Genomic DNA, 25,317 nt, shown 5'->3' with positions numbered 1-25,317 from the left:
ATGCATGGCGTTCGACTTTAACCTGGCAGGCACGACGGTGCTGGTAACAGGCGCATTCAGTGGACTGGGTCTTCACTTCTCAAAGACGTTGGCGGCACAGGGCTGTCGAGTGGCAATGTGCGGCCGGCGGCTCCTCAGCGGTCAGACGCTGGCCCAATCGCTCTGCGATGAAGGCCAAACGGCACAGGCATTTGCGCTTGATGTAACCGACGCGATTTCTATTGCGCGATGCCTCCAGGAAGTCACCTCGACGCTCGGGCGGCCGTCCGTGCTTGTGAACAATGCTGGGGTGGCTCACCACTCGCCCGCGCTTGCCACCAGTGACGATTCATGGAACCAGACGATTGAGGTAAATCTTAACGGTGTATGGAAAATGACCCGCGCCTTCGCCGATAGCCTCAGGGAAGTCGATGCGCCGGGACGCGTGGTCAATATCGCTTCGATTCTAGGCCTGCGTGTTGCCCAGCAGGTAACCGCGTACGCTGTCTGCAAAGCTGGCGTGATTCAGATGACCAAGGCGCTAGCACTCGAACTTGCGCGACACCGGATTCGTGTCAATGCCATCGCGCCGGGGTACTTCGAAACTGACCTGAATCGGGATTTTTTTTGAGAGCGAGGCAGGAGAGCGACTGGTCATGCGCATCCCGATGCGCAGGTTGGGCAAGCCGGCCGAGCTCGACGGACCAATCCTTCTTCTGGCGTCTGGCGCGTCCTCATTTATGACCGGCTCTGTCGTGACAGTTGACGGCGGTCATCTTATCAGTTCGCTCTGACCTGAAGCCTCGGTGTCGCGCGTGGCTTTGGCGTCGGCGGGCCCGGCGGCAAGTTGCACCGTGGCTGCTTGCATGCTGCGCCGCATCTCGAAAAGGTCGAAGATGTCCTGACGGTGCAGCTCCCGGATGAAGAATCACCGGTTGGGTCCAAAAGTCAGAAGGTTTCGGCGATAAGTCGGTTGAGCGCCTCTCGACGAGGAGGCCGGCTCACCTCGAACTTTTCCTTGAGTTCGAGTTTGTTCACTCGCTCGCCTGGCCGATTCGCATGGAGGACAGCCATCTCCTTCAGATGCTCGTGAAGTTCCTTTACGGTTGGTCTGGCGCGCTTTGGAGCGCTGGTCTCGCGCACGTGCGGTTCGCTTTCCCGAATGAGAGACGCGTAGCCTGCCATTGTCTGCTCCGTTGCTGGCGCCCATTACTGCGCGAGGGGATAACTGAGGGCTGGCACGTTCGCTGGGCGTTTTGTCAGGCGATTGCGTTTTGCAGTCGGCGCACACCTGGCAGGGGCATGTAGCGAGATTTTGCTGTGGCTTCAACACAGCTGCGGTATCGTATTTGTTGCCAATTGGCAGCATACTGGTTTGAGCCTGATTCGGTCGTTCGGGACGCGGCGGCGGTTAGAGCGCAGCGATGCTCGGGGCCTCGGCGACCTACCCGACATCGAGCAACGTCGATGCTCACGCAGAGCGAGCCGATGCGAAGTGCGTGTGCACTGCAGCATGCGAAGTCGTTCCCCGCAGGTCTGGACGAAACGACAGAAGAGCATAGGAGACGATGAAATGTCAGACGCTCTAAGAATTCTTCACGGAGAGTTTGGTCGCGTCGCACTGGTACTTATCGACAAGCCCATGGCGGTCCATGCTCATCGTGTGTGCCACATCATATTCAAGGTCGGCGGGGGAGCAATCGAATTTGGCATCAGGGAGCGGCAGCATCGCCTTGACGCCAGAACCGTACTCCTCGTAAATGCTTGGGAGCCGCACTTCTATGAGCAGAAACCCCTTTCGCCGCCGGCCACGCTTCTGGCGCTCTACCTGGAGCCGGATTGGCTTCGTAAAGTTGACCGTCGTTTCTCGCTGAGTGCACATCCGCGGTTTTTCAGCAGCCCCGGTTGCGAAGCGGAAGGCAGAATTGCAAGAATTCGTGACGAGCTGCTAGATATGCTTGCTGTGAGGGAATCACCTTGGGGGAGAATCGTGGAGGAGACAATCGTCGCGCTGATTGCTGAAATCACTGCGAAGGCTCAACCTTCACCCCACCTTTCGGCATGCGAGTTGATAGGAGGGGTGGCATTCGACGCACGCATCCGGCATTGCATCGAGCTCATGCAGTACACGAGTGGGATTACCGTTGATTTCGATGAGATTGCGCGTTCAGCGAACCTGTCCCGACCTCACTTTTTTCATCTTTTTCGCAAACAGACTGGCGTGACGCCGGCAACATTTGCGACGATGCTGCGCATGGAAGCCTCGATTGCCCGTGTCTCTTCGCCCGACGCCCCTTTGATGGAAATCGGCTGGCAGATGGGGTTCGACTCGCCAGGCAACTTCACGCGTTTCTTTGTGGCCCAACAGGGGGTTACACCTAGCCAGTACCGTCGGAAAGTGGAGTTGGTCACTCCGATTCTCCGGTAAGGCATGAAAAGAACCATCCGGAAAGATAAGTCGACAGTTCAAGCGTCAGATTGCCACCTATAACTAAAAGAACCGGGCGACGACCTGGAAGTACTTCTTCCGCGGCCACCTTCGGGATGACCGATGAACAGTCCAACATATAGGAGACAATCATGGCCGGAGTGGGTAGCGAAAAGGTTTTTGAGAACGACAAGGTAATCGTGTGGAACTTCACCCTCGAACCCGGGGAGTGCACGCCCCTTCACACGCACGAGCGCGACTACGTGTGGTATGCGATTGCCGGTGCGCCGCTCCAAATCTACGACGAAGAAGGTAAGGACCTCGGGGTCTTCGACGTCCCCACCGGAGGAATCTTCTCGCTAAAGTTGGAGCACGGCTACCTGGAGGTGCTCTCGGAGATTGGCAAGGGCGCGCGCGTACCCGCGACGCACAAGGCTCTGAATGCCGGGCCCACCCCTTACCGCGAAGTCCTCATCGAATACAAATAGCGCACATCCGTTGCGACGATGTTGGTTGCAGCCGAATATCGTCGCGTTGCCGTGAACAGTTTGCGCGTTTAGCAAAAAACACAGAGGCAGCAAGCGCGGGCGGACAACTAAGAACGCCCGCGCAGCGCAACCGCGCCGCAGATGAAATCGAACAGGCGCTGTAGACGGCTCGTTCTGCTACCGCACGTGCGAGTGGTCACAGTCGAGCCGATATTCGGCAAATTAGAAAAGTAATTTCGCCAAATGTGAACACTGCTGTCGGGGTGTTCGGTGCTACTGTTGTTGCCTTCTGGTGTGTGTCAGTAGAACAGAAGGAGACGCGGAAGTGCTAGCAGATATCGAGAGGATTACCCATCCACTGGAGCTTGCCGCGAGCTTCAAGTCGGCCATGAGCCGGGGCGCATCTTCAGTAGCGCTGGTCACTACTGTCGACGAAAACGGCCGTCCCCATGGCCTCGCCACGACGACATTCCTCTCTGTGTCAATGAACCCGGCGTCCGCGCTGATATGCGTGAACCGTTCAGCAAGCGCATCGCCGGTGATTAAGGACAGCGGGGTCTTCTGCGTAGTTCTGCTGCAATCCATTCATGAGGAAATCAGCGCCAGATTTAGCCGGCCCGATAATCGAGACCAGCGATTTGTCCAAGGCCGTTGGCGAGCTGGACCTGCTGGATTGCCGTACATCGATGATGCGCCCGCGGTGTTCTGCTCCGTTGCCTGAGAGGTGGAGCACGGCACCCATACGGTCATCATCGGAAATGTACACAACGTCATCGTGCCAGAAGTTCGAGACCCTCTCGTTTATACGGGAGGGCGATACGTCGTCTGGATGCAGGTGATATGGAAAGTTGAGGGCAAGAAGTCAGATGGAATCGAGCGCGGTGGTTTCGCCTCCCCGCGAGGAATTAATCAGGAGACGGCATGCGCAACTGGGTTCGATTGGGTGGTCGCGAAGACGCAATTGCGAATGTTGTTTTAGTGCGAAAAAACTGGAGAGATGTAAATGAGTTGGGAAGCTGACGAGGTACGAATTCATGAGTTTGGTGGTCCGGAACAGATGCGTCTGGAGAAGGTAACACTTCGAGACGTTGGGCCGGGTGAGGTTCTTCTGAGGCAGGATGCCGTGGGCATCAACTTCGTCGACACCTATCATCGCCGAGGCCTGTTTCCGATTGGCGAACTACCGCGTGCACTTGGCGTGGAAGCCGCCGGGATTGTTGAGGCGGTCGGCGAGGGGGTGACGCGGGTCCGTGTCGGCGACCATGTCAGTTACCCGAGGTCGGTTACGACGGGTTCCTATGCAAGTCGCCGCATCATGCCCGAACGGATGCTCATGCGCCTTCCCGAGGGCATCAGTAATGAGGTCGCAGCAGCAATCAGCCTGCAGGGCATGACGGTCCATATGCTGCTAAAGGGTGTTCGTGAACTCAAGCCGGGCAACACCATTCTAGTTCATAGCGCAGCTGGTGGCCTTGGTCTTTTGCTGGTTCAGTGGGCGAAGAGCATCGGTGTGCGCGTCATCGGGACAGTCGGCTCGCCTGAAAAGGCGGAGTTGGCAAAGTCCGTTGGCGCAGACGAAACCATCCTCTACAAAGAGGTCGACTTCGCGGAAGCGACGAAAGAGCTGACGAAAGGCGAAGGCGTCGATGTGGTCTACGAAGGCGTCGGCGGTGACACGCTCAAGCGTTCGCTCGCGGTTATCAAGCCATTCGGTCTCGCGGTCAATCTCGGCCAGGTTGGCGGACCTCTGCCAACGTTGGACCTGGCAGACCTCGGCCCATATCAGTCTCTTTCGGTGTGCGTGCCGGGTCTCTCGCCCTATCTGAAGACCTTGCAGGACATTCAGGTGGCAGCGGATGAGCTTTTCGGACATATCCTGTCCGGTGCGCTAAAGGTGCACATTGGCGCGCGGTTCCCCCTTGCCGCGGCTGCCGATGCTCACCGCCTTATTGAGAGCGGCAAGTCAATGGGCTCTGTCATTCTCGAGGTCTGATGCTTGAGCGAGCTTTGTTCGCATTTGTTTGTGCTGTCACAGAGCCCCTTGTTAGAAGCCGAGGCAGAGGGCCACACGTGACAGCGCAATCGTCGCAATGAACGGCAATTTCGCATCAAATTGAGCACCTGCGCAGTGAACGCATCGATATATCCTGCCTTGTCAGTCACTTTCCTGCAGCTTGACGCCTGCGCTACAAGCAGAACGGGCTGGATGTTCCGCACACGACTAGACGCTGGCTCTGGCCTGCGATTCGCACGTGAGTGGAACTCCTCCTGAAGGCTCATTACAGCTCGGCGCCGCTGCAGCCGACTTACGGGCCAATCCGTGTTGCGAGTGGCCGCCTTCGAGGCGGCCACCTGCTGAACGAATCATCTTCGGCCGGCCGTCGCTACCTACGCGACGTTGCGGTTCCGCTTCGGTCCGTTCAAGCTTGCGGGCTATTTGTCTTTCGCCGAAAGTTTTGTGAATTCCTGAGGTTTGAGCACTACGCCACAGTTGGTGTAGCTGGAGACGGTCTCGTAGCTGTCGGGCAGCTCAGGAAAGTAGTTGACATCGACCTTCATGTCCTTAGTCATTGCATGAAGAGGCGGAAGGTAGGCAAGAGAAGGAAGGGCTTTGCCTTGGAGTAGTGCGATGGCTGCCTGCATCGCTACGGGACCTTGACCGGGAGACGTTGAAATAGATATCCCGGGAATTTTCTGAGACACCAGCGCCTTGACGAACCCATTGACAGCGTCGCCGCCGACGGGCGTTGCCGGACCGTTCGCTGCTTTGAGAGCGTTGGTTACGCCTTGGCACCCGTGCTGACAAACAATTGCGTCGAAATTGCCATTCACGGCGATGGCATCGGAGACGACTTTCTGAACGGTGCCGGTATCCCAGTTGCCGACTACCTCTGTAACCTGAATGTCCTTGTACTTATCCAGGACCTCGCGCGCACCAGCATGTCGGGCTCGGTCATTTGGGGCACCCGCCGGTCCACGCACTTCGAGCAATCGGCCTTTTTTTGTTGGCATCAGGTCAACGACCGTCTGAGTCTTAAGTACGCCGAATGCCTTGAAATCCGGAGTGACTCTGAACACATCGGGACTGTCTACAACGTTATCGAATGACACAAGTACTGTGCCCGCCTGCTTTGCACGCCGGATAACCGCGTCGAACGCCTTGGGGTTCACCGAATCAAAGACGATGGCGTCATAGCCGACCTGGATGAAACTATCGATTGCAGCGATTTGGGCGACAACGTCGGACCCGGTGCCGACCACTTTCAGTTCCTTGATGTTCTTTGCATTCTCGGGTCGGGCAACCCACGCCTGCGTTTCCTGAACCATCTGTGTGAGCCACGGAATGCCGCTGAAGCCATAGACCAGCGCCACCCTGTAGGGTCCCGTGCGAGCCGGGTACTGAATCGTGCCCGCGGACGCTGGCGCGGGGGTATAGCAAGCCGGCATGAAAGTTTCGGCGGCCGTCGCAATCTGCGGTGCCATTGCCGCTACGAGCGCAAGTACCATAGCGCTCGCAAATGCGTGAGGGGCGCGTCTCGTTATATGTTTCATTGTTGTCTCCACCAGTCTCATTTCAATTTACTTCCAGCAATATCGGTACGCACCTAGGGAATCAGGCGGTAATCACGTAGCCGACGCAAGTGGGAAAGAATGCTCTGATGCGAATCAACGCATGCACCAAAGCCAGCCTGCCGAATCTTGATGGTGCTTTGGACCATGTCGGTGCCGAAGTTCAGCTGACCGTCAAGAAATGGCCATGACACCAGCTCGGACCACAGTGTCGGCTTCAGATTGTGCTTTCTGATTGTCCGTTCCCAGAGGCTTGCCTTGTCCTGCATCTGTTCGGCAAGAGACATGGGCTGGGGCGCGGCGACCGGCATGTCGAAGAACTCTGCCACGTCAGGCCAGAGGTGCTGCCACCGGAAGTTGTCGCCGTTCGTGACATTGAAGATTTCATTGCGAGCGGAAGGAGATGTGAGCGCCCACCGCACGGCTTGACCGAGAATTTCAGAGTCTGTCGCCTGATGGAGTGCGGACCATGCCGCCAGGCTGCCTGGAAATCGCAACGGCACATTCAACTCACGACTGGTTACGGCAAACGCCGCGATTCCCATGACAAGGTTCATCGGTGAGCCAATGCTTGGACCGATTACAGCATCAGGCCGTAGCACGGTCCAGTTGTAACCCTGTGTCTGTGCACGAGCCCAGAGAATGTCTTCTTGGTCGTTGTAGAAAATCGGGCCCATGAAGCGCGGGTCACTTTCCTTGGCGGGCGATTTGTAGGCTCCGAGGTGTTCCGCGTATGACTTGCCACCGCCGATGAGAACAACAGACTGCAATCTCGCGCCCGCGATTCGAAGCCCTTTAAGTACGTTGCCGAGCATCGAGGCATTGGGCTCAACAGCCGCAGCCATCGATTCCCTCTCGGCGTATGCGCAATAAACGACGTCGGTCACGCTTTCAAGTCTGGAGCGGGCGTCGCTTATCTCTGCCGGGTTAAGCAAATCGATGCGCAGGTGGTCCGCGGCTGGGGCTCCGGCGAGCATTTGAGTTGGGGCCGCGCGTCGTGCCGCAGTCAGGACGGTCCAGTCAGTGTTTCGCATGGCGCTCGCCACCGCAGTCCCGACTACGCCGTAGCCACCCACAATGAGGAGTCTTCGAGCTGGCGCAGACCCTGTGTTCGTCGTCATGGTTACCTTTCTGAAGGTTAATTGGACAATGATGCGGATGGGTCGTGTTGCTCTCGCTCCATGCTATGCGCGAGGCTCTGCTCTGAACTACCTTGAACTTGGACTCGTTCTTACGCACGGCCCTGAGACGGACGATATGAGTGAACGAACTATGAGTCAATATTCATTTATGATTAGTGAGTCATTTTCAGGGTAAACGACACGCATCTCGAGCCGGGTGAGAGTCATCAGTTTTTATGAAATCTGTTTTCTGAAATCTCAGAAAATCAATTACCCGTCCGTCACTTATCCTGTGGCTAATAACGAGGCGAATAACATTGTTTCGATTTGCTTGGTATTTAGTGAGGCAATGAAATAATCGGAACGTCAGCGATGTTTTCGACGTGGTGCCTCCGGAGATAGGAGAGCATCCGGTGTGTCTGGGCGGCTGCACAGTTACCCGAATTTCAGACTATTCATACGTTCGAGGAGTGCCTGAGAGCACTGCCACCGCTTGTCCGTGTCCCGGATAAGCGGTCCGGCTTGATGCCTAGCCAGAATCAAAACGTACCGCGTAGACGGTCAGATGCTGGTCTTACATAGAAAGAGTAAGGAGATGAAATGAAACTTGGCATTTTCATGCAGCCGCTCCATTTGTCTGGGGCACCATATCACGCAATGTATGACATGGACATTGCGTGTGCCATTCACGCGGACAAGGTAGGTTATGACGAGCTTTGGATGGGCGAACACACTTCGCAGCGAACGGAACCGGTAACCAACGCGCTACAGTTTCTCTCGACACTGATTCCCCTTACCGAGCGCATCAAGCTCTGCACTGGCGTGTTGAATTTGCCACATCATCACCCTGCCCGCATCGCGGCGGACGCAGCCATGTTCGACCATATGTCGAAAGGGCGCTTCATTATGGGCATTGGCCCAGGTGGCCTTGCATCGGACTTCGAGGTGTACAAGAGCGACCACAAGGCGAGCGGGGCAATGCTTGCGTCGTGTTACCAGATGATTCGCGCTATCTGGAACACCGATGCGCCATACGACCTGAAGACGGCGCATCACGAGGTCAGTATCAAGAACACCGTTCACGAAGACTTGGGCGTCGGACTGATGCCGGTCCCTTATCAGAATCCGTTCCCGCGGGTTGCCACGTCTGCAATGAGTAATTTTTCGAGCACCGCGAAACTTGCTGGGGCGAACGACTGGGACGTCATTTCGGCCAACTTCAATCTGGCTTCTACAGTCGCATCGCATTGGCAGGCCTACACCGATGGCGCGCTGTCGGCCGGGGTCAAACCCGACCGCCGGAACTGGCGTGTCGCCCGTTCCGTGTTTGTTGCCGATTCGCAGGCCGAGGCCGACGAATACCTGGCCCGCGAAACCAACGCGCTGGCCACGTACTTCGACTTCATGGTCACTCACCTGAAGGCCATCGGTTACGCGAGCATTTTCAAGTCGCGCCCCGACATGACCGACGACGAGGTGAACATCGAGCACTGTATTCGCGAGATGGTTATTGCCGGCGACGCAAACTCGGTCGTTGAACAGCTGGTGGCGTTCAGCGAGAAGACCGGTCCGTTCGGAACGCTCCTGACCACCTTCCATGAGTGGGATGACGAGCCCCTCTGGCGCCGTTCGATGGAACTGACGGCGAAGCAGGTGATGCCGAGGCTGAGCGAGTACATGGAGCCCCGGCTGGCCGATAAGCAGCAGGTCGAGTACGCGCAATAGGTGTTCTTTCGGCCACCGTCGTAGCCTTTTCTGCGATATACCGAGCTGCTGCGGCGCATTGCATGAACCCTGCGTCGCTACCCCGGAACTCTGAATCGCATTACTTGTGAGGGACCGGAAAAATCTCCTGTTCTGGTTCCGCCGCTCGCGTGCACTCCAAGGGCACGCGAGCGGCTTTTTCATTTATGAGGCAACGTCTGTAAATGTGCGCGCGGAAGCCAACGAACGAGGCGAAAGGAAAAGTCTGGATAAGACCGTTGTCGGCCCTGGGCCATATGCCAACACGTTCATTGACCTACGCAAGGTCGGTGTCTTGCAGGCTCGTACGCATCAACATTCAGGAAATTTGTAATGACTTACATCGCCCCAATCAAAGACATGCTCTTCGTACTCGAAGAATTGGCCGATATCGCAAAGACTTCTACATTGCCGGGTCTTGAAGATGCGACTCTGGAAACGGCACACGCCGTCCTGGAAGAAGCCGCGAAATTCACTTCTGAGATTGTGGCGCCGCTGAACTTCGAAGGGGACAAGAATCCGAGTGCATGGCAGGACGGCAACGTCATCACAACGCCGGGTTTCAGGGAAGCATTTCATCAGTTCGCCGCAGGCGGTTGGCAAGGTATCGTCCATCCCACCGAATTCGGTGGTCAAGGCCTGTCAAAGCTGATTGCGACGCCATGCACTGAAATGCAGAACGCGGCAAATATGTCTTTCGCCCTGTGCTCATTTCTGACAGACGGTGCCATCGAGGCGCTGCTGACAGCAGGGTCCACCGAGCTGAAAGAACGGTACTTGCCCAAGCTCATCTCGGGTGAATGGACTGGGACGATGAACCTCACTGAGCCGCAGGCTGGTTCCGACCTGTCGCTGGTCAGCTCTCGGGCGGTTCCAGGCGACGACGGCACCTATGCGGTGTTCGGTACGAAGATTTTTATCACCTACGGCGAACACGACATGGCGAGCAACATCGTCCATCTGGTTCTCGCCAGGACGCCTGATGCGCCTGCGGGCGTAAAAGGTATTTCGCTGTTTGTCGTGCCCAAATTCCTAGTCAACGAAGACGGCTCACTGGGTGGGCGCAACGATGTTCGATGCCTGTCAATCGAGCACAAGCTCGGTATTAAGGCGAGTCCTACGGCCGTGCTGCAATTCGGTGACAACGGCGGCGCGGTAGGCTACCTGGTTGGCGAGGAGAATCGGGGCCTCGAATACATGTTCATCATGATGAACGCGGCCAGATTCGCGGTCGGCCTGCAGGGAATTGGTGTTTCCGATGCGGCGTATCAAAAGGCTGTGACTTACGCGAAGGAGCGTGTGCAAAGCCGTCCCGTAGACGGTTCATCCAGACAGCCGGTCGCCATCATTCACCATCCAGACGTGCGACGGATGCTGACGACCATGCGTGCGCTGACCGAAGGCGCTCGGGCGCTGGCGTATGTGGCAGCGGCTCATCTTGACTACGCACACTATGCGGCGGACAGCGCAACACGGGACAGCCACAGGGCCCTCTACGAGTTTCTGGTGCCCATCGTCAAGGGATGGAGCACCGAGATGTCGCTGGAGGTGACGAGCCTTAGCGTGCAGGTGCATGGGGGCATGGGGTTCATTGAGGAGACGGGCGCAGCGCAGTTCTACCGTGACGCACGGATTCTCCCGATTTATGAGGGAACAACCGCCATCCAGGCAAACGACCTGGTCGGGAGGAAGACGTTGAGGGACGGCGGTGCAACTGCTCGAGTCATACTCGAGGCGGTGGCGAAAACTCTGGCCGAACTGGAGAGCATCGACGCTGGAGAAGCGGGGAACGCCTGTCGTGCGATGCACGGTCGTCTGAAAGATGGACTAAAAGCATTGACGGATGCTGTGCATTTCGTGCTGGACACCAACAGGCACGACCCGAATGCGGTCGCAGCTGGCGGCGTGCTGTACCTGAAGCTCGCCGGCGTCGTACTCACCGGTTGGCAGATGGCCCGTGCGCTAGTGGTGGCGGTCAGGAAGCGAACGGGCGCCCCCGACTTCTACGGCGCCAAGATTGCGACGGCACACTTTTTTGCAGACTACATCCTGCCACAGGCGCCAGCACTCGCCGCTTCAATACTGAGCGCGAAAGACGGCGAAGCTTCACTTGCGCTCGCCGAAGACGATTTTTGACGGCGCCCAGGGCGCGTCAGACACAAGTGCACACGAGAGTTCGACTGGCGAAGGGTCGTGCAATTGGGCCCGCGCGCGTCGGAGGAAAAACGATGTCATTGGCGGTGCGGCATTCACCGGGTTTTGACCAGCGGCACGGTTGAAATGGAAATTTTGATAAGGGGCTCACCAGGCGCAGCATCGTTTTGAGCTCTGGAAAGGGTCTACGTCATCAAAGCGCTTGGGGCGACCAAAATGATTCCTCTCTCGGATGAGCAGTGGGGCTGCATTTCGCATTATTTTGAAAATCAACCAAAGCACCGTGTCGGCAGACCTCGGTCCTGCCCTCGCGCCGTCCTTAATGGCATTCTTTGGGTTTTGATTAATAACGAAAAGTGGCAAAATTTGCCGTCCTCATATCCAGCATCCCAGACGTGCTACCTGAAATGGCTGGAGTGGAAGCGAACTGGACTGATTGCCAAGGTGCTATCGGAACTGGGCATCGCCGGAGATTTCGACGTGAGGACGACGCGTCGATGATGGGTGCAGGAGGCAAGCGATTCCTCCACGCTAGCGGACCGATTTCAATCGGACTGAACCGGTCTGGATAGAAAAATCAAATTTTCCGAAGGCCACCCGTCCGCATCGACGGTCTCAAACGCATCCTCAGAATGACCTGACGGTATTCATGACCCCGTCATCCGGGAAAAGCCTCAGCCGCGTGGCTAGCGCGCGCCTCGTGTAAAGCTTCAGCATCCCCGCGCGATACTGGTTAATTTCTGCTGTGCGGGATTAACCGCCGCACGCACACCGAACACTGCCAGTCGATGGCTCCGCGCGGGGCCGCGCGGTTACGTGGAGCTCCTCTCATGTCTCGCCAACGACTCGTAGTCAGGCGGACTGCGCCATCAATTCAATGTCGTCCTGGGTGCGTCAAAGTGACGATAAGAGCGAACGAGCTCTGAGTCAATATTCATTTCGCATGGCCGACCTGACTAGAGGGTAAACGACATTGGGCGCAGCGAACGTTGCAGGCGGCATTCCACTTCATGAATAAATTGTTTTCGCAAGCCACTTGATTTCACTTTTTCTGAAATCTGTTTTCGGAAGTTTCAGAGAAAGGATTGCCTGTGACGTCATTTATCCTGTGCTTCACACGGCCTGAAAACACTTTGTTCGGCGGCGCTTAACAAAGGTTTCGTAAGACGAAGTGAGTAGTCAGGACGCGTGTTTTCAGTCGGGTATGCAACCTAGCGTAGTTCGGTATCCGAAATAAAATAGTCTGGTTTCTGTAAGTCTGATTTGCAAAGCAAAAAGTATCGCCCAGTGAGGTCGAGAGGTACGTCAGTGCTAGTAGGAAGGGCGGTTGGCCTTCAGCGGGACTGCCCGAACCGAAAAAACAGATGCGGCCAAAAGAGCTTGCGCTGTGCGGATTGAGAAAATATTGGAGACGAAGATGAAGCGTGCAAAGAGAGGTGGCATTCCTTTGGCGGCAGCAGTTGGTCTGGCGGTAGCATCGCTGGCCACGTCGCTGACATCGGTGGCGGCTGATACGTACATGCCAGCCTGCTACAAGCCCGCGCCGGGCGTCACAACGACGATTAAGTACCCGGCGCGCCCGGGCCCGTACAGGGTAGCACTGGTCAACGGTTATACCGGTATCCCCTGGCGTACCCAGATGATTCAGGAAAGCCGTGCGTGGGCAGCGCGACCGGAGAATGCGCGCAACATCAAGGAACTGAAAGTCGTTAGCACGGGAGCCGATGTCGCGGCGCAAATCGCGGCGGTCGACAACTTCATTGAAGCCGGCTACGACGTGATTGCATTTGACCCGGTCAACCCCAAGGCATTCGATGCAGTCATCCGCCGCGCAAAAAAGGCGGGAGCAATCCTGGTGTCGTTTGACAATCCGGTCGACAACGCAGAGATACTGCAGATTACGCCGGAGTGGACCCGCTTCGAGTCGATTCGTACCCAGGCCACTCTTGACCAGATGCCGGTCAAGAAGGGCAGACTGCTCGAAGTCCGGGGGCCGGCTGGCAACGCGGCTGACCGGGACCTCCATGCTGGTGTGCAGAAGATTGTCAGCAACTACAAGGACATTCAGGTCACCGAGGTTGTCGGCAACTGGGATACAGGTACGGTCCAGAAGGTTGTCTCCGATGCAATCGCCGTGAACGGAAACTTCGACGCGGTAACTTGCCAGTATGGCTGCCAGGGCGTCACGCGCGCACTTCAAGCCGCGCACAGCCCAGCAATCCCTGTCGGTGGCGATGCCGCTAATGGCTTTGTAAAAGCGCTCGCTGCACAGAAGCTTCCGGGTGTCGCTGTCTCTACCTCGCCTGGCCAAGGTCCGGTTGCCCTGCAGGCAGCGGTGGCGCTCCTGCAAGGAAAGACATTCCCGACCCGGGCGTATCTGCCGATTCCGTATGTCCTGACGAAGGACATGAAACCCGACGTCAATTATTTCCCCAATCTCCCGGACACGTACGAAACGGTAGCGAGCTACGTGGACTGCGGCATCTCCTTCACGCCACAGGAAGTCAACAAATTCCTGGCTGACAACAACTGAGCGTTCGGCTACGGATGTCGTGCTCGATGCGGCATCCATCAATTGATGTCACGAAGAGAGGTACATGGTGAATGCACATGATGTGGTTGATGGCTTCCTGCGCCTGGACGGTGTAACGAAGCGCTACGGCGGTACGACCGCCTTGAAGGACATCTCGTTTAGCGCCTCGCGAGGTTCGATTCACGCAATCCTTGGCGAGAACGGTGCGGGTAAAAGCACCCTGATGAAAATCCTCGCAGGCGTAGTCAAGCCTGACAGTGGAATTGTCACCCTCGGCGGCTCGCCCTTGAGTATGTCGACACCTTCCGACGCATTGGAAACGGGCGTTGTCTGCATATTTCAGGAACTGTCGCTCGTACCGCATCTGACGGTGGCTGAAAACATCTGCATCAGAAAGCCGCCCCGGCGCTACGGACTTGTTGACGGGGCACGCCAGAACACCGAAGCAGCGGCGGTGCTGGCGGAGATGGGATTCGAGGGGGAATTTAACCTCTCGGAGCGCTGCTCGGACCTATCGCTTTCCAAGCGGCAAATTATCGAAATCGCCAAGGCAGTCATTCAGCGTCCCCGTGTACTGATTCTGGATGAGGCGACTTCCGCGCTCGCCGCGGGGGATGTCAACAAAATCCTGAGTCTGCTGAGAAGGTTGCGCGAGGACGGTGTTTGCGTGCTCTTCATCTCACATCGCATGCACGAAATCGACGCGCTGGCTGACATGTGCTCCGTATTTCGGAGCGGCGAGCGCGTAGCGAGCTTCCCCGCCGGCACGCGGTCGCACGAAGACATCGTCAAGCTCATGATTGGCCGTCCAATCGCACAGGTCTACCCGCCGAAGCCGGAGGCAGCGTCGTTACACCCGGCTTATCTACGGTTAGCAGGCTTGAGTTGGAACAACGTACTCAAAGGCATAGACCTGCAGGTTCGCCCGGGCGAGATTGTCGGGTTAGGTGGCCTCGATGGGCAGGGGCAGCGTGAACTGTTACTTGCCCTGAGTGGCGTTCTTGCAAACGTGGAAGGGGAAATCCATGTGGGGGAGAGACTAGGGGTGCCCGCGAGTCCGAGGGCCGGCAAAGGAAAGGAGTTCCAGCTCGCCTTCGTCCCTGAAGAGCGCAAGACCGAGGGTCTGTTCATCCGTCGCTCGGTGGCCGATAACCTTAGCGTCGCCGCGCTCAGTCGGTTCACCCGGCGCGGCGCCATCAAGGACAAGGCTGAAAAGTCGATGGTCATGGAGTTGGTCAATGCACTGCAAATCAAGGCGCCAGACCCGTCGTTGCCGGTCGCGACGCTCTCCGGAGGGAACCAACAGAAAGTCCTATTGGGAAAGTGGCTTGCGACCCAACCGAAATTGCTGCTGTTGATGGACCCGACCCGCGGCGTCGACGTCGGTACCAAGCAGGAGATATATCGACTCTTTCGCGACCTTGCGGAGAAGGGCATGGCCATTCTTCTCTACTCGAGCGACTACGACGAACTGATTGGGTTGTGCGACAGGGTCGCCGTCATGTACGACGGAAAAGTTCGTTCGGTCCTTTCCGGCGCGAGCCTGAATGAGCAGCAGATTCTGATGGATTCGATGAATCTGTCCAACTCCGGCTCCGCGCAGAGTCCTGCTTCTGTGTCACAGGATGCACAACTTGGGAGTTACGCGCGATGAAAACCTCAATGCCTTCGTTCTTGCGGTACCAGTCGCGCTATCTGATGGCGGGTGCTGTCCTCGCCGCACTGCTGCTTCTCTTCCTTTGCATCCACCCGCGAGGCGGCTCGGTGAACGTGTTCACCGCGTGGGCCAATCAGGGGGTCGGTCTTGCTCTCGTAGCGGTTGGGCAAACAATTGTTGTGCTGGCCGGTGGAATCGACATCTCAATCGGCTCCATCATGGCACTGTGCAACAGCGTTACCTCAGAGCTGGTTCAAGGTAGTCCGGTACAGGTCGCTGCTGGCATCGCTGCCGTGCTTGCAATTGGCGCATTGTGTGGCCTGGTCAACGGGATGATTATCGTGTTTGGCCGCATACAGCCCATCGTCGCGACCCTTGGTACAAGCGCTGCTTACACGGGCGTCGCGCTGCTTGTCCGGCCGGCACCCGGTGGAAGTGTATCCGAGGGCCTAAGCGACGCTTTGACGGGGGCCTTTGCAGACTGGTTTCCGACCTCGCTTCTCTACCTGCTGGTCCTCGTGCTGCTTTTCTGGCTACCGGTCAAACGTTCGCTGACAGGAAGAGCCATCCTGGCTGTCGGCTCGGCAGAAGCGTCCGCTTTCATGTCGGGTCTCCCAGTCGCGAGAGCCAAGGTCGCCGCGTACACGCTCGCCGGCATATTCGCCGCAACGGGCGGACTTTTCTTGGCACTTCAGACGCTCAGTGGTGACGCAACGACAGGCATGCCTTACACGCTCAATTCCGTGGCTGCAGTGGTGTTAGGCGGGACCGCCCTGAGCGGCGGTTCCGGCAGTGTCCTTGCCTCCATCGCGGGCGCATTTATCTTGCGCACAATTGGAAGCCTTATGTTTTTCCTGGGCGTACCCCCATCCGCACAACCGCTCTTCGATGGCCTTGTTCTCGTGGGCGCGGTGGTGGTCGGCGCGCTGGGACTGGTCGGCATTCGCAACCGGTTGGAGGTGTTTCAATGAACCAGAGCATTTTCCCCCGCATCTCCATGGACACATCGACCCGAGCTCTACTCATCGTGCTCACGATACTGATTGCGGTCGGTGGAATGGTGCATGACCAGTTTCTGTCTCCGCGTTATCTGTTGCTTCAACTTCAGAGCGGAGCGCTGCTGGGTATCATTGCGGCCGGTGCGATGCTGGTCATTCTCGTGGGCCATATCGACCTTTCGGTCCCGTGGACCTTGAGTGTCTCCGCCATCGTATCGACGGCGGTGATGCAGGCTGGCGGCGGTAGCGAGTGGGTGGAACTTAGTCCGCTGGCCGGGCTGGTCGCGGGCGCGGCCATTGGCATCCTGAACGGCTTCGGGGTTGCGTATCTGCGCATTCCGTCGCTTATATGGACGCTCGCGATAAACGCGATATTGCTTGGCGCCAGTGCGTTTTACGCGGGCAATGCAGTGGTCGCGAGCCAGCCATCACACCTGATGACAATGCTGGGAAGCGGAAAACTCTTCAATCTCGTGCCTAACTCGGTCCTGCTGTGGATTGTCTTTTCCGTTGGGCTGATGTGGCTTCTACGTCGCACAGTGATTGGCCGATACATCTATCTGGTCGGGTCCCGGGAGAAGGCTGCTTACCTGTCTGGCATCGATACTCGCCGCGTGGTCCTGGGTGCGTTTGTTTTGTCCGGAGTCTGCAGCGCCATCGCTGGGATGCTGCTAGCCGGTTACGCGGGGCAGGCCTATCAAAGAATGGGTGACCCGTATCTCTTGCCGGGTATCGCGGCTGTCGTCGTCGGGGGCACAAGCATTCTGGGCGGGAAGGGCACATACGGTGGGACCATTGCCGGTGTCCTAGTCATCACGCTCATCAGCAGCATGCTCTCCCTCATGCACGTCCCTGAGGCGATTAAGCAGATTTGCTACGGGGTTTTAATCGTGGGCATGGTCAGTCTTTACAGCATTCGTCAAACCACTGCAGCTGCATAAGACCTTGGGCCGTTGCCGGCGTGCTCAACGCCGGCATCCATCTCGCGTTGTTCAGTTTGGGTAATCGAAAAAATCCATTTTTCAGATGAAAAATGTAGGACTACGATTCAATAAAGAAAATATCAATCTGCTTGAAGGCGGAGACAAGTTCAATTGATATTGGGGAGGCGAGATAAAGATGAGCCAACTTCTGAATTCACAGGGAGCTGGCGAGTAGGAAAACATAAGGATTCTGGCGGTCAAAAAAAGCAATAAGGCTTGCCATTCAAATTCCATCAATGAGGTCGGAGGCAGACGTGAAGAAGGTATTTATTGCAGGTGCATCGTTTATGCTGGTAGCGTCGCATGCGTTCGCACAGAGCAGTGTTGCACTGTACGGAATTATCGACGAGGGCTTCCAGTACACGAGCAACACGGGCGGGAAGAGCACATACCAGTTGGCTGATGGGTCAATGGCGGGAGACCGGTGGGGCCTGTTGGGAAGCGAAGACCTGGGCGGTGGCTGGCGCGCGGTGTTTCGACTTGAGAACGGGTTCAACCTGAATTCGGGGACCTTGGGCAACGCCGGACGGATGTTTGGCCGGCAGGCATATGTGGGTGTCGCAAGCAACACGCTTGGCACGTTGACGTTCGGCCGACAGTACGACTCGTTCGTCGATTTCATCGCGCCTTTGACGTCCACGGGCGGTTACGCTGGTTGGGCATTCACGCATCCATTCGACAACGACAATGCGGTCGACACCTTCAGGGTCAACAATTCCATCAAGTACACGAGTACGAACCTCAACGGATTGACGTTTGGGGGACTCTACGGCATGAGCAACCAGACGGGAGGGTTTGCCAACAACCGCGCCTACAGCCTTGGAGCTACGTACTCCGCGGCGGCTTTAACGGTGGCTGCCGCTTATATGCGCATTGACAATCCCGGTCAAAACGCCAGCGGTGCTCTCGCCAACGACGATACGAACTTCACTGCGCGCAAGCAGCAGGTGTGGGGTGGCGCGCTCAAGTACGTATGGGCTTCGGCAAGCTTCGGGCTAATCTACACGCACACCTCGCTCGACCAGCCCACCAGTTCCATTTACGCCGGGAATTTCAATGTTGTCCCAAGTTCATTGAAGTTCGACAACATTGAAGCAAACATGCTGTACCAGTTCACACCTGCATTGTCGGCTCTGTTGATGTACACCTACACCAACGGAACTTTCGACGCTTCCCAGGGAACGTCAAAGCCGCACTGGCACGAAGCGGGTGTGATGGTCGACTACTATCTTTCTAAGCGGACTGACATCTACGCTCTCGGTGCCTATCAACGCGTAGCCGGTGGCCTGACGGGGACCTTCCTCGACAATGCGAACATCACCGGCGGCGCGGGGCCATCCAGCGGACGAAATCAGACCTTCGCTCGCATTGGGCTGAAGCATACGTTCTGAGAAAGTACCGCGTTTCAGGGCATCGCCAGGCGGCCCTGGATTGGCGATGTAGAAGACCGCGCGCTGAAGTTGTGGGACCCGTTCGATAAGGGTGGGTTCCCGTGATGTATTTTGTGAAGTCAGACTTCTGAAGTTGTGTATATCACCGAGGAATGCTGGGTGCTATGGTTGCCTGATGATTGAGGAGCAACAAAATCCGCAGTCAGAGATGACTCGCTGTCGCAGCGGGATGCGACGCGCATTGACGAAAAAAACCATTTCGGAGACGGACAACAAATGACGATGAAGCTTTATATTCAGAACGGCTCGTGCTCGCTTGCACCACAGGCTATTGCGAATGAAACGGGGCTTGAGCTCGAACTGATTAACGTCGACGTCCCCGCCAAGAAGTACGGAAGTGACTCGGACTACTACCGCGTAAATCAATACGGCATGGTGCCGACTCTCGAGATTGACCACGAGACGAAACTCTCTGAGGTGCTTGTCATCTCGCTGTTTCTGGCGGACAAAAAACCTGAACTGCGCCTGGCGCCGGCCGCCGACAGTTTTGAACGGTTCAGGCAACTTGAAATGCTCTCGTTCATCGCCACCGAGGTTCAGGCGAAATTCATCCCGGTGCTGCGCCCCTTTGTGAATGAAGAGGCGAAAGACCAGTTCCGCGCGCTGCTTGTGCGGAACTTTACGTCGCTGAACCAGCGACTTGCAGACGGCAGGGATTATCTGTTCGGTGCTGATTTTACTGTCGCTGACGCGTTCCTCTTTTCGATTGTGCCGTGGGTCGTGCGTACGAAAGTTGACATCTGGAATCTGAGTCATCTGGTGGCGTATATGGGCCGCGTCGCTGCGCGCCCGTCGGTCGCCAAAGCCATGAAGGAAGAGGGCGGCAGCGCTACCGGTTGGCGGGACCGCCTCCTGTGACACGGAGGCTTTCAGGCCTGTCCGGCGAGTAACGGGTGGTTCGGACAACGGGGGCGCGGTAACGCGCGGCCGGCTGTCCATTTCCGTTACCTGCCGTGCGGATATCACGGACAGGCCGTATGTCTTCACTATTTCCCTGTGGTTACCAGCTTAAGTGCCTCGGCCGCGAGCTCGTCGGTGTCGCCTGCCTTGCCTGTAATTTTCTCCCACCCTGATGCGTTCGGTACAAGGACGCCGCGTTGTACAGCGGGACGCGCCTCAACCATCGCGAGCCAGCGCTGCAGGTTGGGAAACCTATCGATAGCAACGCCGCCCCAGTCGTGAATGCGTACCCACGGGAAAGTCGCGATGTCGGCGATAGAGTACGGTCCAGCAATGAAGTCCCGCGTTGCCAACTGCCCCTCTAACACGCCGAACAGCCGCTTGACTTCTGCGTGGTAGCGCTTGATTGCGGGCTCAATTTTTTCAGGGAAGTAGCGATAGAAGACGTTCGCCTGACCCATCATCGGCCCGATGCCGCTCATCTGGAACATCAGCCACTGGATGATGTGAATTCGCTCTTCGCTGGTGTTGCCGAGTAGTTTTCCGGCTTTCTCGGCCAGATGAATAAGAATGGCGCCGGACTCAAAAATCGTCAGGTCACTGTGCTCCGTGTCGACGATGACGGGAATGCGCCCATTCGGATTCAGCCTGAGAAAGTCTGGCAGCTTCTGCTCTCCTTTCAGAATGCTGACCGTGTGAACGTTGTAGGGAAGTTCAAGCTCCTCGAGGGCGATGGAGACCTTCCAGCCATTGGGAGTATCGGATGTGTAGAGTTCAATCATGAGAACGCTTTGCTGATGTTTCGGTGCGAGGGGCAGACTTCGTCGTCGTCGGGCCGTGGCGGCACGTGAAGAAAGTATGGGAGAGGAGAGGTCTGGGATAAAGACAGCTGGAAGAGACTGACTGTCGAACGTCAGGCGCCAATGCGAAGCGGCGGGACGGTTCTCGCAGGCCTCTGGTCCCGCATCGTCTGGCGTGGCGGAATTATCGACGGACTAGCGCCGCCGGCGCCCCTCGTTATTCGGCCAAGGGGCGTTCGGCGGCCAGAGCGGGCCGAAGGTTAGCCGGAAATCGCCCCGGCGCCTGCCTTGGCAACCAGGGCATCCTGTGCGGCCTGCACGCCCGAGACCCCGACTGCGCCCACAACCTGGCCGTCGACGACGACCGGCACGCCACCTTCCAGGGTGCCAGACAGCGGTGTGCTCAGGAAGGCCGTGCGTCCACCGTTAATCATGTCTTCATAGACTTTCGACTCCCGACGGCCCAACGCGGATGTGCGTGCCTTTTCGGTGGCAATGTAGCCGCCAATCGGCGCGCACCCATCGAGCCGAAGCAACGCAAGCGGATGGCCGCCATCGTCGACGACGGCGATGGCAACCTTCCAGTCGCTCCGCTCAGCCTCGGCGCGAGCTGCCTCAAGAATATGCGTGACCTCGGCAATGGTCAGTACGGATTTTGTGAGCATGAGGGTGTTCCTGATAAGGGAGTGGGAATCTGTGTGCAAACAACTTACGGAAGCGCCTCTTCGACGAGCTCAATCCAATGCTTGACCGGACGCGCGGAGCCACTCTGAAGATGGACCTGACAGCCGATGTTTGCAGTCACAATCTGGTCGGGGTTGCCGCTTCCAAGCGCTTTCAACTTGTTGTCGCGAAGCGTCGTCGCGAGTTCAGGCTGGGTTATGGAATAGGTTCCCGCGGAGCCGCAGCACAGATGCGAGTCCGGGACGGCAGTGGTCGTGAATCCGAGGCGCTGAAGTATTGCCTCGGCTGACCCATCCAGTTTCTGGGCATGCTGGAGTGTGCACGGGCAATGAAAGGCCACGCGCTTATCAGTTGCTGCGCGTAGCCGTTCAAGAGGCTCACCCCTCAGAACCTCAACGAGGTCCCGTGTCAGTTCGCTGACGCGTTGCGCCTTGGCCTGATACAACGGGTCGTCACGCAGGAGATGACCGTATTCCTTGACGAAGGCGCCGCACCCGCTCGCCGTCATGACGATTGCCTCCGCGCCGGCCTGAATCGCTGGCCACCAGGCGTCGATGTTCCTGCGCGCCCGTGCAAGCCCGGCTTCCTGTGCGTTCAGGTGATAGTCCGTCGCGCCGCAGCAGCCTGTCTGTGGTGCCGCGGTTACACTGATGCCCAGTCTGTCCATTACGCGCGCTGCGGCAGCGTTGGTGTTGGGTGACAGGGTAGGTTGAACACAGCCTTCGAGCATCAGTACCTTACGCGCGTGCTTCGATTGGGGGCGTTCCTTCGCGGCATCAATTCGTTCCGGAATTTTCGCCTGCATCGCCGCCGGCAACAGCGCGCGCGTCAGACGGCCGACGCCGAGTAAGGTCCGAAACAGCTTTGGCCGGGGGATGACCTGGCGTAGTCCTGCTCGCAGGACTCGCTCCTGGAGCGGCCGGGTCACCCGGCGTTCGACTTCCGCGCGGCCCACATCGAGTAACGCGTGATAGTTCACGCCCGACGGACACGTTGTCTCGCAGTTGCGGCAGGTGAGGCATCGGTCCAGATGGCTCTGTGTCTTGCGGGTGACTTCCTCGCCTTCGAGCAGCTGCTTGATAAGGTAGATGCGCCCGCGCGGCCCGTCGAGTTCGTTGCCAAGTACCTGATAGGTTGGGCAGGTGGCATTGCAAAAACCGCAGTGAACGCAGGAGCGCAGAATCGACGCCGCTTCTTCTGCACGCGGCAGAGCCTGTGCGGCTGCACTAAGATTGGTCTGCATCAGGTTGTCTGTCCTTCAGAGTGCCGCGTACATACGCGCCGGATTGAAGATGCCGCGTGGGTCCAGCTGTCGCTTGATGCGCTGATGGAGGCGTAGCATGGCCTCGGGCATTGGATGGAATGGCTCAGCGTCTGCCCGCTGCGAGAACAAGGTCGCATGTCCGCCGAGCTGCTCGGCATCAGCGCGAATGACGGCGGCTGGTGCATCACTCTTCAACCAGCGCTGGGCGCCGCCCCAGTCAAGAAGCACGGAACCTGGAAGAGGGGTGAGCGGGGCGGTTTGCGGTACCGAAATCCGCCAGAGCGGGCGGCGGTCAGCAAAAAAGGGCAATTGCTGGTCGCGTAGCTCATCCCAGAATGCAGGCTCGAGGTCTTCTCCGCCAATCTCCCGCATGGCATTCGCAACAAGTCCGTTGCCGCCTTCCACCCGGACGTGCAGCCAGCTGTCCAGATGACTTGCACCTGTCACTGGCAGCCCAGCATCGCGCCACGCACGCAGCCTTTTCGGGATGTCGGCGGCAGGGAGTTCGAGCAAAAGGCTACGCGTGGCGCGTGGCTTCGGAAGTACCTTCATCGAGACCTCGGTGACGAGGCCCAGGCAACCAAAGCTGCCGACGACGAGTCGCGAGACGTCATAGCCGGCCACGTTTTTCATGACCTCGCCGCCAAATCGAAGGTGTTTCGCCTCCCCGGTGATGACACGGCAGCCGAGTACAAAATCGCGTGTCGCGCCAGCGTAAGGTCGTCGGGGGCCGGACAAACCCGTGGCGACCATGCCGCCAACCGTGGCCTTGCCGTCAAAAGAAGGGGGCTCCCACGGCAGCATTTGTCCATTTTCCGCCAACAAGGCGTCGAGTTCGGCGACGGAGGTGCCGGCGCGGGCCGTGACGACCAGCTCTGTCGGGTCGTAGCTCACAATGCCGCGGTGGGTGCACGTATTCATGTCGATACCATCGACTACGCGACCGGGAAACGGCTTGCTATTGCCGCCACGAATTCGAAGGGCTTTGCCGGTGCCTGCGGCCAAGGCAACTTCAGCGAGCAAACGCCGGCTGTCATCGAAGGAGCTATTATCGGGGTGCATCAGAATCGCTCCAGCTCTGGAAAAGGCACGGCGCCATGGTGAACGTGCATCGAGCCGAATTCGGCACAGCGATGCAGCGTAGGGATGTTCTTGCCCGGATTGAGAAGGCCGCCCGGGTCGAATGCAGCCTTGACGGCGTGAAAAAGCGACAACTCGTCAGAGCTGAACTGGGCGCACATCTGGTTGATTTTCTCGCGGCCCACTCCGTGTTCGCCGGTAATGCTGCCGCCGACGGCCACGCAAAGCTCAAGGATGCGGGCGCCCAACGCTTCGGCCAGGTCCATTTCCCCCGGTGTGTTCGCATCGAAGAGGATGAGGGGATGCATGTTGCCGTCGCCTGCGTGAAAGACATTAGCCACGCGCAAACCGTGTTCGACCGACAGGTCTTCGATGCCCTTGAGCACACGCGGCAACTCTCGTCGCGGAATGGTGCCGTCCATGCAGTAATAGTCGGGCGAGATGCGGCCGACTGCCGGGAACGCGTTTTTCCGGCCCGCCCAGAACCGCTGCCGTTCTGCTTCGCTCCCAGCCAGCCTCACATCGGTTGCGCCCACTTTGCGCAACAACGCGTCGACCATTGCGCAATCTTCGTCGACATCGCTTTCAGCGCCGTCGAGTTCGCACAGGAGAATAGCCTGCGCATCAACCGGGTAGCCCGCGTGAATGAAGTCTTCGGCTGCCCGAATCGCGAGGTTGTCCATCATCTCGAGGCCGCCGGGGATGACCCCCGCGCCGATGATTTCTGCGACCGCAGCGCCGGCCTTGCCGATATCATCGAATGAGGCCAGCAATACCTTTGCGCTTCGCGGTTTGACCAGAAGTTTGACCGTCACTTCCACGACGATGCCCAGCATGCCTTCCGAACCGGTCATGAGGGCCAGCAGGTCGAATCCTGGCGAATCGAGCGCGTCCGAGCCGAAGGTGAGCTGCTCGCCTTCTATCGTGAGCACCTCGAGTTTTTGGATGTTGTGCACGGTCAGCCCGTATTTCAGGCAGTGCACGCCCCCTGCGTTCTCGGCTACGTTGCCACCGATTGAACAGGCTATCTGCGACGACGGGTCCGGCGCATAGTACAGACCGAAGGGCGCGGCCGCCTGGGAGATGGCAAGGTTACGCACCCCGGGCTGAACACATGCTGTGCAAGCCTCAACGTCAACATCAAGGATGCGATTGAACCTGGCCATCACGAGGAGAATGCCCTTCTCAAGCGGTAGTGCACCTCCCGACAGGCCGGTGCCGGCGCCGCGCGCGACAATTGGGATGCTGCGCGCGTGAGCGAAGCGCAGTATTGCCTGCACTTGTTCGACGCGTTCGGGAAGCACGACCATCATCGGCGTCGTTCGATAAGCAGAGAGACCATCGCATTCGTAAGGGCGCAGGTCCTCCAGCTCATGCAGAATATCCAAATCGGGCAGCAGAGAGTGAAGCTCCGCGACGGCCCGCGTCTTGTCATAAGACGCCAGCGCGCCGTCGAATTTTTCGTCGTATTGATATGACATTCG

23 protein-coding genes are annotated in these 25,317 nt (G+C 57.8%); 15 read left to right on the top strand and 8 right to left on the bottom strand.

Features of this window, described 5'->3' with window-relative positions:
- The first annotated feature begins 4 nt into the window (after positions 1-4).
- Both NE850_RS12320 and NE850_RS12315 read left to right on the top strand, forming a co-directional pair.
- The gene (locus NE850_RS12320) at positions 5-610 is read left to right on the top strand and encodes an SDR family NAD(P)-dependent oxidoreductase (RefSeq protein ID WP_310698808.1); all 606 of its coding nucleotides are present in this window, start codon (positions 5-7) and stop codon (positions 608-610) included.
- 25 nt (positions 611-635) lie between these two features.
- Entirely contained in the window at positions 636-773 is a 138-nt protein-coding gene (locus tag NE850_RS12315; protein WP_310698807.1) for an SDR family oxidoreductase, read from the top strand.
- A gap of 154 nt (positions 774-927) precedes the next feature.
- Here NE850_RS12315 and NE850_RS12310 read toward each other — a convergent pair whose 3' ends face one another.
- Positions 928-1,164 carry a GntR family transcriptional regulator gene (locus NE850_RS12310; RefSeq protein WP_232064112.1) on the bottom strand — a complete coding sequence of 79 codons (237 nt, stop codon included), beginning with the start codon at positions 1,162-1,164 and terminating at the stop codon, positions 928-930.
- Positions 1,165-1,552: 388 nt separating this feature from the next.
- On the opposite strand from NE850_RS12310, the gene NE850_RS12305 reads away from it, so the two are divergent.
- The 4 genes from NE850_RS12305 to NE850_RS12290 all read left to right on the top strand — a co-directional run bounded on the left by NE850_RS12305 (position 1,553) and on the right by NE850_RS12290 (position 4,888).
- Positions 1,553-2,407: an AraC family transcriptional regulator gene (locus tag NE850_RS12305; RefSeq protein ID WP_310698806.1), complete on the top strand. Its 855-nt coding sequence runs from the start codon at positions 1,553-1,555 to the stop codon at positions 2,405-2,407.
- A 152-nt stretch (positions 2,408-2,559) separates the two neighbouring features.
- Positions 2,560-2,895, top strand: coding sequence for a hypothetical protein (locus tag NE850_RS12300; RefSeq protein WP_165185153.1), 336 nt, complete (start codon positions 2,560-2,562; stop codon positions 2,893-2,895).
- Between the two features lie 325 nt (positions 2,896-3,220).
- The gene (locus tag NE850_RS12295) at positions 3,221-3,616 is read left to right on the top strand and encodes a flavin reductase family protein (protein WP_197740207.1); all 396 of its coding nucleotides are present in this window, start codon (positions 3,221-3,223) and stop codon (positions 3,614-3,616) included.
- Between the two features lie 282 nt (positions 3,617-3,898).
- The gene (locus NE850_RS12290; RefSeq protein WP_197740208.1) at positions 3,899-4,888 is read left to right on the top strand and encodes a quinone oxidoreductase; all 990 of its coding nucleotides are present in this window, start codon (positions 3,899-3,901) and stop codon (positions 4,886-4,888) included.
- A gap of 440 nt (positions 4,889-5,328) precedes the next feature.
- Here NE850_RS12290 and NE850_RS12285 read toward each other — a convergent pair whose 3' ends face one another.
- Positions 5,329-6,378 carry a sugar ABC transporter substrate-binding protein gene (locus tag NE850_RS12285; RefSeq protein WP_165185155.1) on the bottom strand — a complete coding sequence of 350 codons (1,050 nt, stop codon included), beginning with the start codon at positions 6,376-6,378 and terminating at the stop codon, positions 5,329-5,331.
- 122 nt (positions 6,379-6,500) lie between these two features.
- On the bottom strand, positions 6,501-7,586 hold the full coding sequence (locus tag NE850_RS12280) for an SDR family oxidoreductase (protein ID WP_165185159.1): 1,086 nt from the start codon (positions 7,584-7,586) through the stop codon (positions 6,501-6,503).
- A gap of 600 nt (positions 7,587-8,186) precedes the next feature.
- Between NE850_RS12280 and NE850_RS12275 the strand changes: the two genes are divergently transcribed.
- The 9 genes from NE850_RS12275 to NE850_RS12240 all read left to right on the top strand — a co-directional run bounded on the left by NE850_RS12275 (position 8,187) and on the right by NE850_RS12240 (position 19,963).
- Positions 8,187-9,311 carry an LLM class flavin-dependent oxidoreductase gene (locus NE850_RS12275; protein WP_165185162.1) on the top strand — a complete coding sequence of 375 codons (1,125 nt, stop codon included), beginning with the start codon at positions 8,187-8,189 and terminating at the stop codon, positions 9,309-9,311.
- A 351-nt stretch (positions 9,312-9,662) separates the two neighbouring features.
- Positions 9,663-11,465, top strand: a complete 1,803-nt coding sequence (locus NE850_RS12270; RefSeq protein ID WP_165185165.1) for an acyl-CoA dehydrogenase — start codon at positions 9,663-9,665, stop codon at positions 11,463-11,465.
- A gap of 234 nt (positions 11,466-11,699) precedes the next feature.
- The gene (locus NE850_RS39470) at positions 11,700-11,984 is read left to right on the top strand and encodes a transposase (protein WP_165185168.1); all 285 of its coding nucleotides are present in this window, start codon (positions 11,700-11,702) and stop codon (positions 11,982-11,984) included.
- Between the two features lie 916 nt (positions 11,985-12,900).
- Positions 12,901-14,016, top strand: coding sequence for a substrate-binding domain-containing protein (locus NE850_RS12265; protein WP_165185171.1), 1,116 nt, complete (start codon positions 12,901-12,903; stop codon positions 14,014-14,016).
- A gap of 64 nt (positions 14,017-14,080) precedes the next feature.
- Positions 14,081-15,670, top strand: coding sequence for a sugar ABC transporter ATP-binding protein (locus tag NE850_RS12260; RefSeq protein WP_165185174.1), 1,590 nt, complete (start codon positions 14,081-14,083; stop codon positions 15,668-15,670).
- Positions 15,667-16,644, top strand: coding sequence for an ABC transporter permease (locus NE850_RS12255; protein WP_310698805.1), 978 nt, complete (start codon positions 15,667-15,669; stop codon positions 16,642-16,644). Before NE850_RS12260 ends, NE850_RS12255 begins: the two co-directional genes overlap by 4 nt.
- The gene (locus NE850_RS12250) at positions 16,641-17,612 is read left to right on the top strand and encodes an ABC transporter permease (RefSeq protein WP_165185177.1); all 972 of its coding nucleotides are present in this window, start codon (positions 16,641-16,643) and stop codon (positions 17,610-17,612) included. The genes NE850_RS12255 and NE850_RS12250 overlap by 4 nt, the downstream gene beginning before the upstream one ends.
- Before the next feature lie 296 nt (positions 17,613-17,908).
- Positions 17,909-19,045, top strand: coding sequence for a porin (locus tag NE850_RS12245; RefSeq protein ID WP_165185179.1), 1,137 nt, complete (start codon positions 17,909-17,911; stop codon positions 19,043-19,045).
- Between the two features lie 276 nt (positions 19,046-19,321).
- Positions 19,322-19,963, top strand: a complete 642-nt coding sequence (locus tag NE850_RS12240) for a glutathione S-transferase C-terminal domain-containing protein (protein ID WP_165185181.1) — start codon at positions 19,322-19,324, stop codon at positions 19,961-19,963.
- Between the two features lie 128 nt (positions 19,964-20,091).
- On the opposite strand, the gene NE850_RS12235 is transcribed toward NE850_RS12240, so the two are convergent.
- From NE850_RS12235 to glcD, 5 genes are all read right to left on the bottom strand, one after another.
- Positions 20,092-20,787 carry a glutathione S-transferase family protein gene (locus NE850_RS12235; protein WP_165185183.1) on the bottom strand — a complete coding sequence of 232 codons (696 nt, stop codon included), beginning with the start codon at positions 20,785-20,787 and terminating at the stop codon, positions 20,092-20,094.
- Positions 20,788-21,065: 278 nt separating this feature from the next.
- Positions 21,066-21,470 carry a heme-binding protein gene (locus NE850_RS12230; RefSeq protein WP_165185186.1) on the bottom strand — a complete coding sequence of 135 codons (405 nt, stop codon included), beginning with the start codon at positions 21,468-21,470 and terminating at the stop codon, positions 21,066-21,068.
- A gap of 44 nt (positions 21,471-21,514) precedes the next feature.
- Entirely contained in the window at positions 21,515-22,732 is a 1,218-nt protein-coding gene (glcF, locus tag NE850_RS12225) for a glycolate oxidase subunit GlcF (protein ID WP_165185188.1), read from the bottom strand.
- A 15-nt stretch (positions 22,733-22,747) separates the two neighbouring features.
- On the bottom strand, positions 22,748-23,815 hold the full coding sequence (gene glcE, locus NE850_RS12220) for a glycolate oxidase subunit GlcE (protein WP_165185191.1): 1,068 nt from the start codon (positions 23,813-23,815) through the stop codon (positions 22,748-22,750).
- A complete protein-coding gene (gene glcD / locus NE850_RS12215; RefSeq protein WP_165185193.1) occupies positions 23,815-25,314 on the bottom strand; it encodes a glycolate oxidase subunit GlcD in 1,500 nt (499 codons plus the stop codon). Before glcD ends, glcE begins: the two co-directional genes overlap by 1 nt.
- Positions 25,315-25,317 lie beyond the last annotated feature (3 nt).

It is taken from the genome of Paraburkholderia sp. USG1 (genome assembly GCF_031570135.1).
Classification (GTDB): domain Bacteria; phylum Pseudomonadota; class Gammaproteobacteria; order Burkholderiales; family Burkholderiaceae; genus Paraburkholderia; species Paraburkholderia dioscoreae.
The sequence above is the reverse complement of the archived record's forward strand: the minus strand, read 5'-3'. Positions and strand labels throughout refer to the sequence as shown.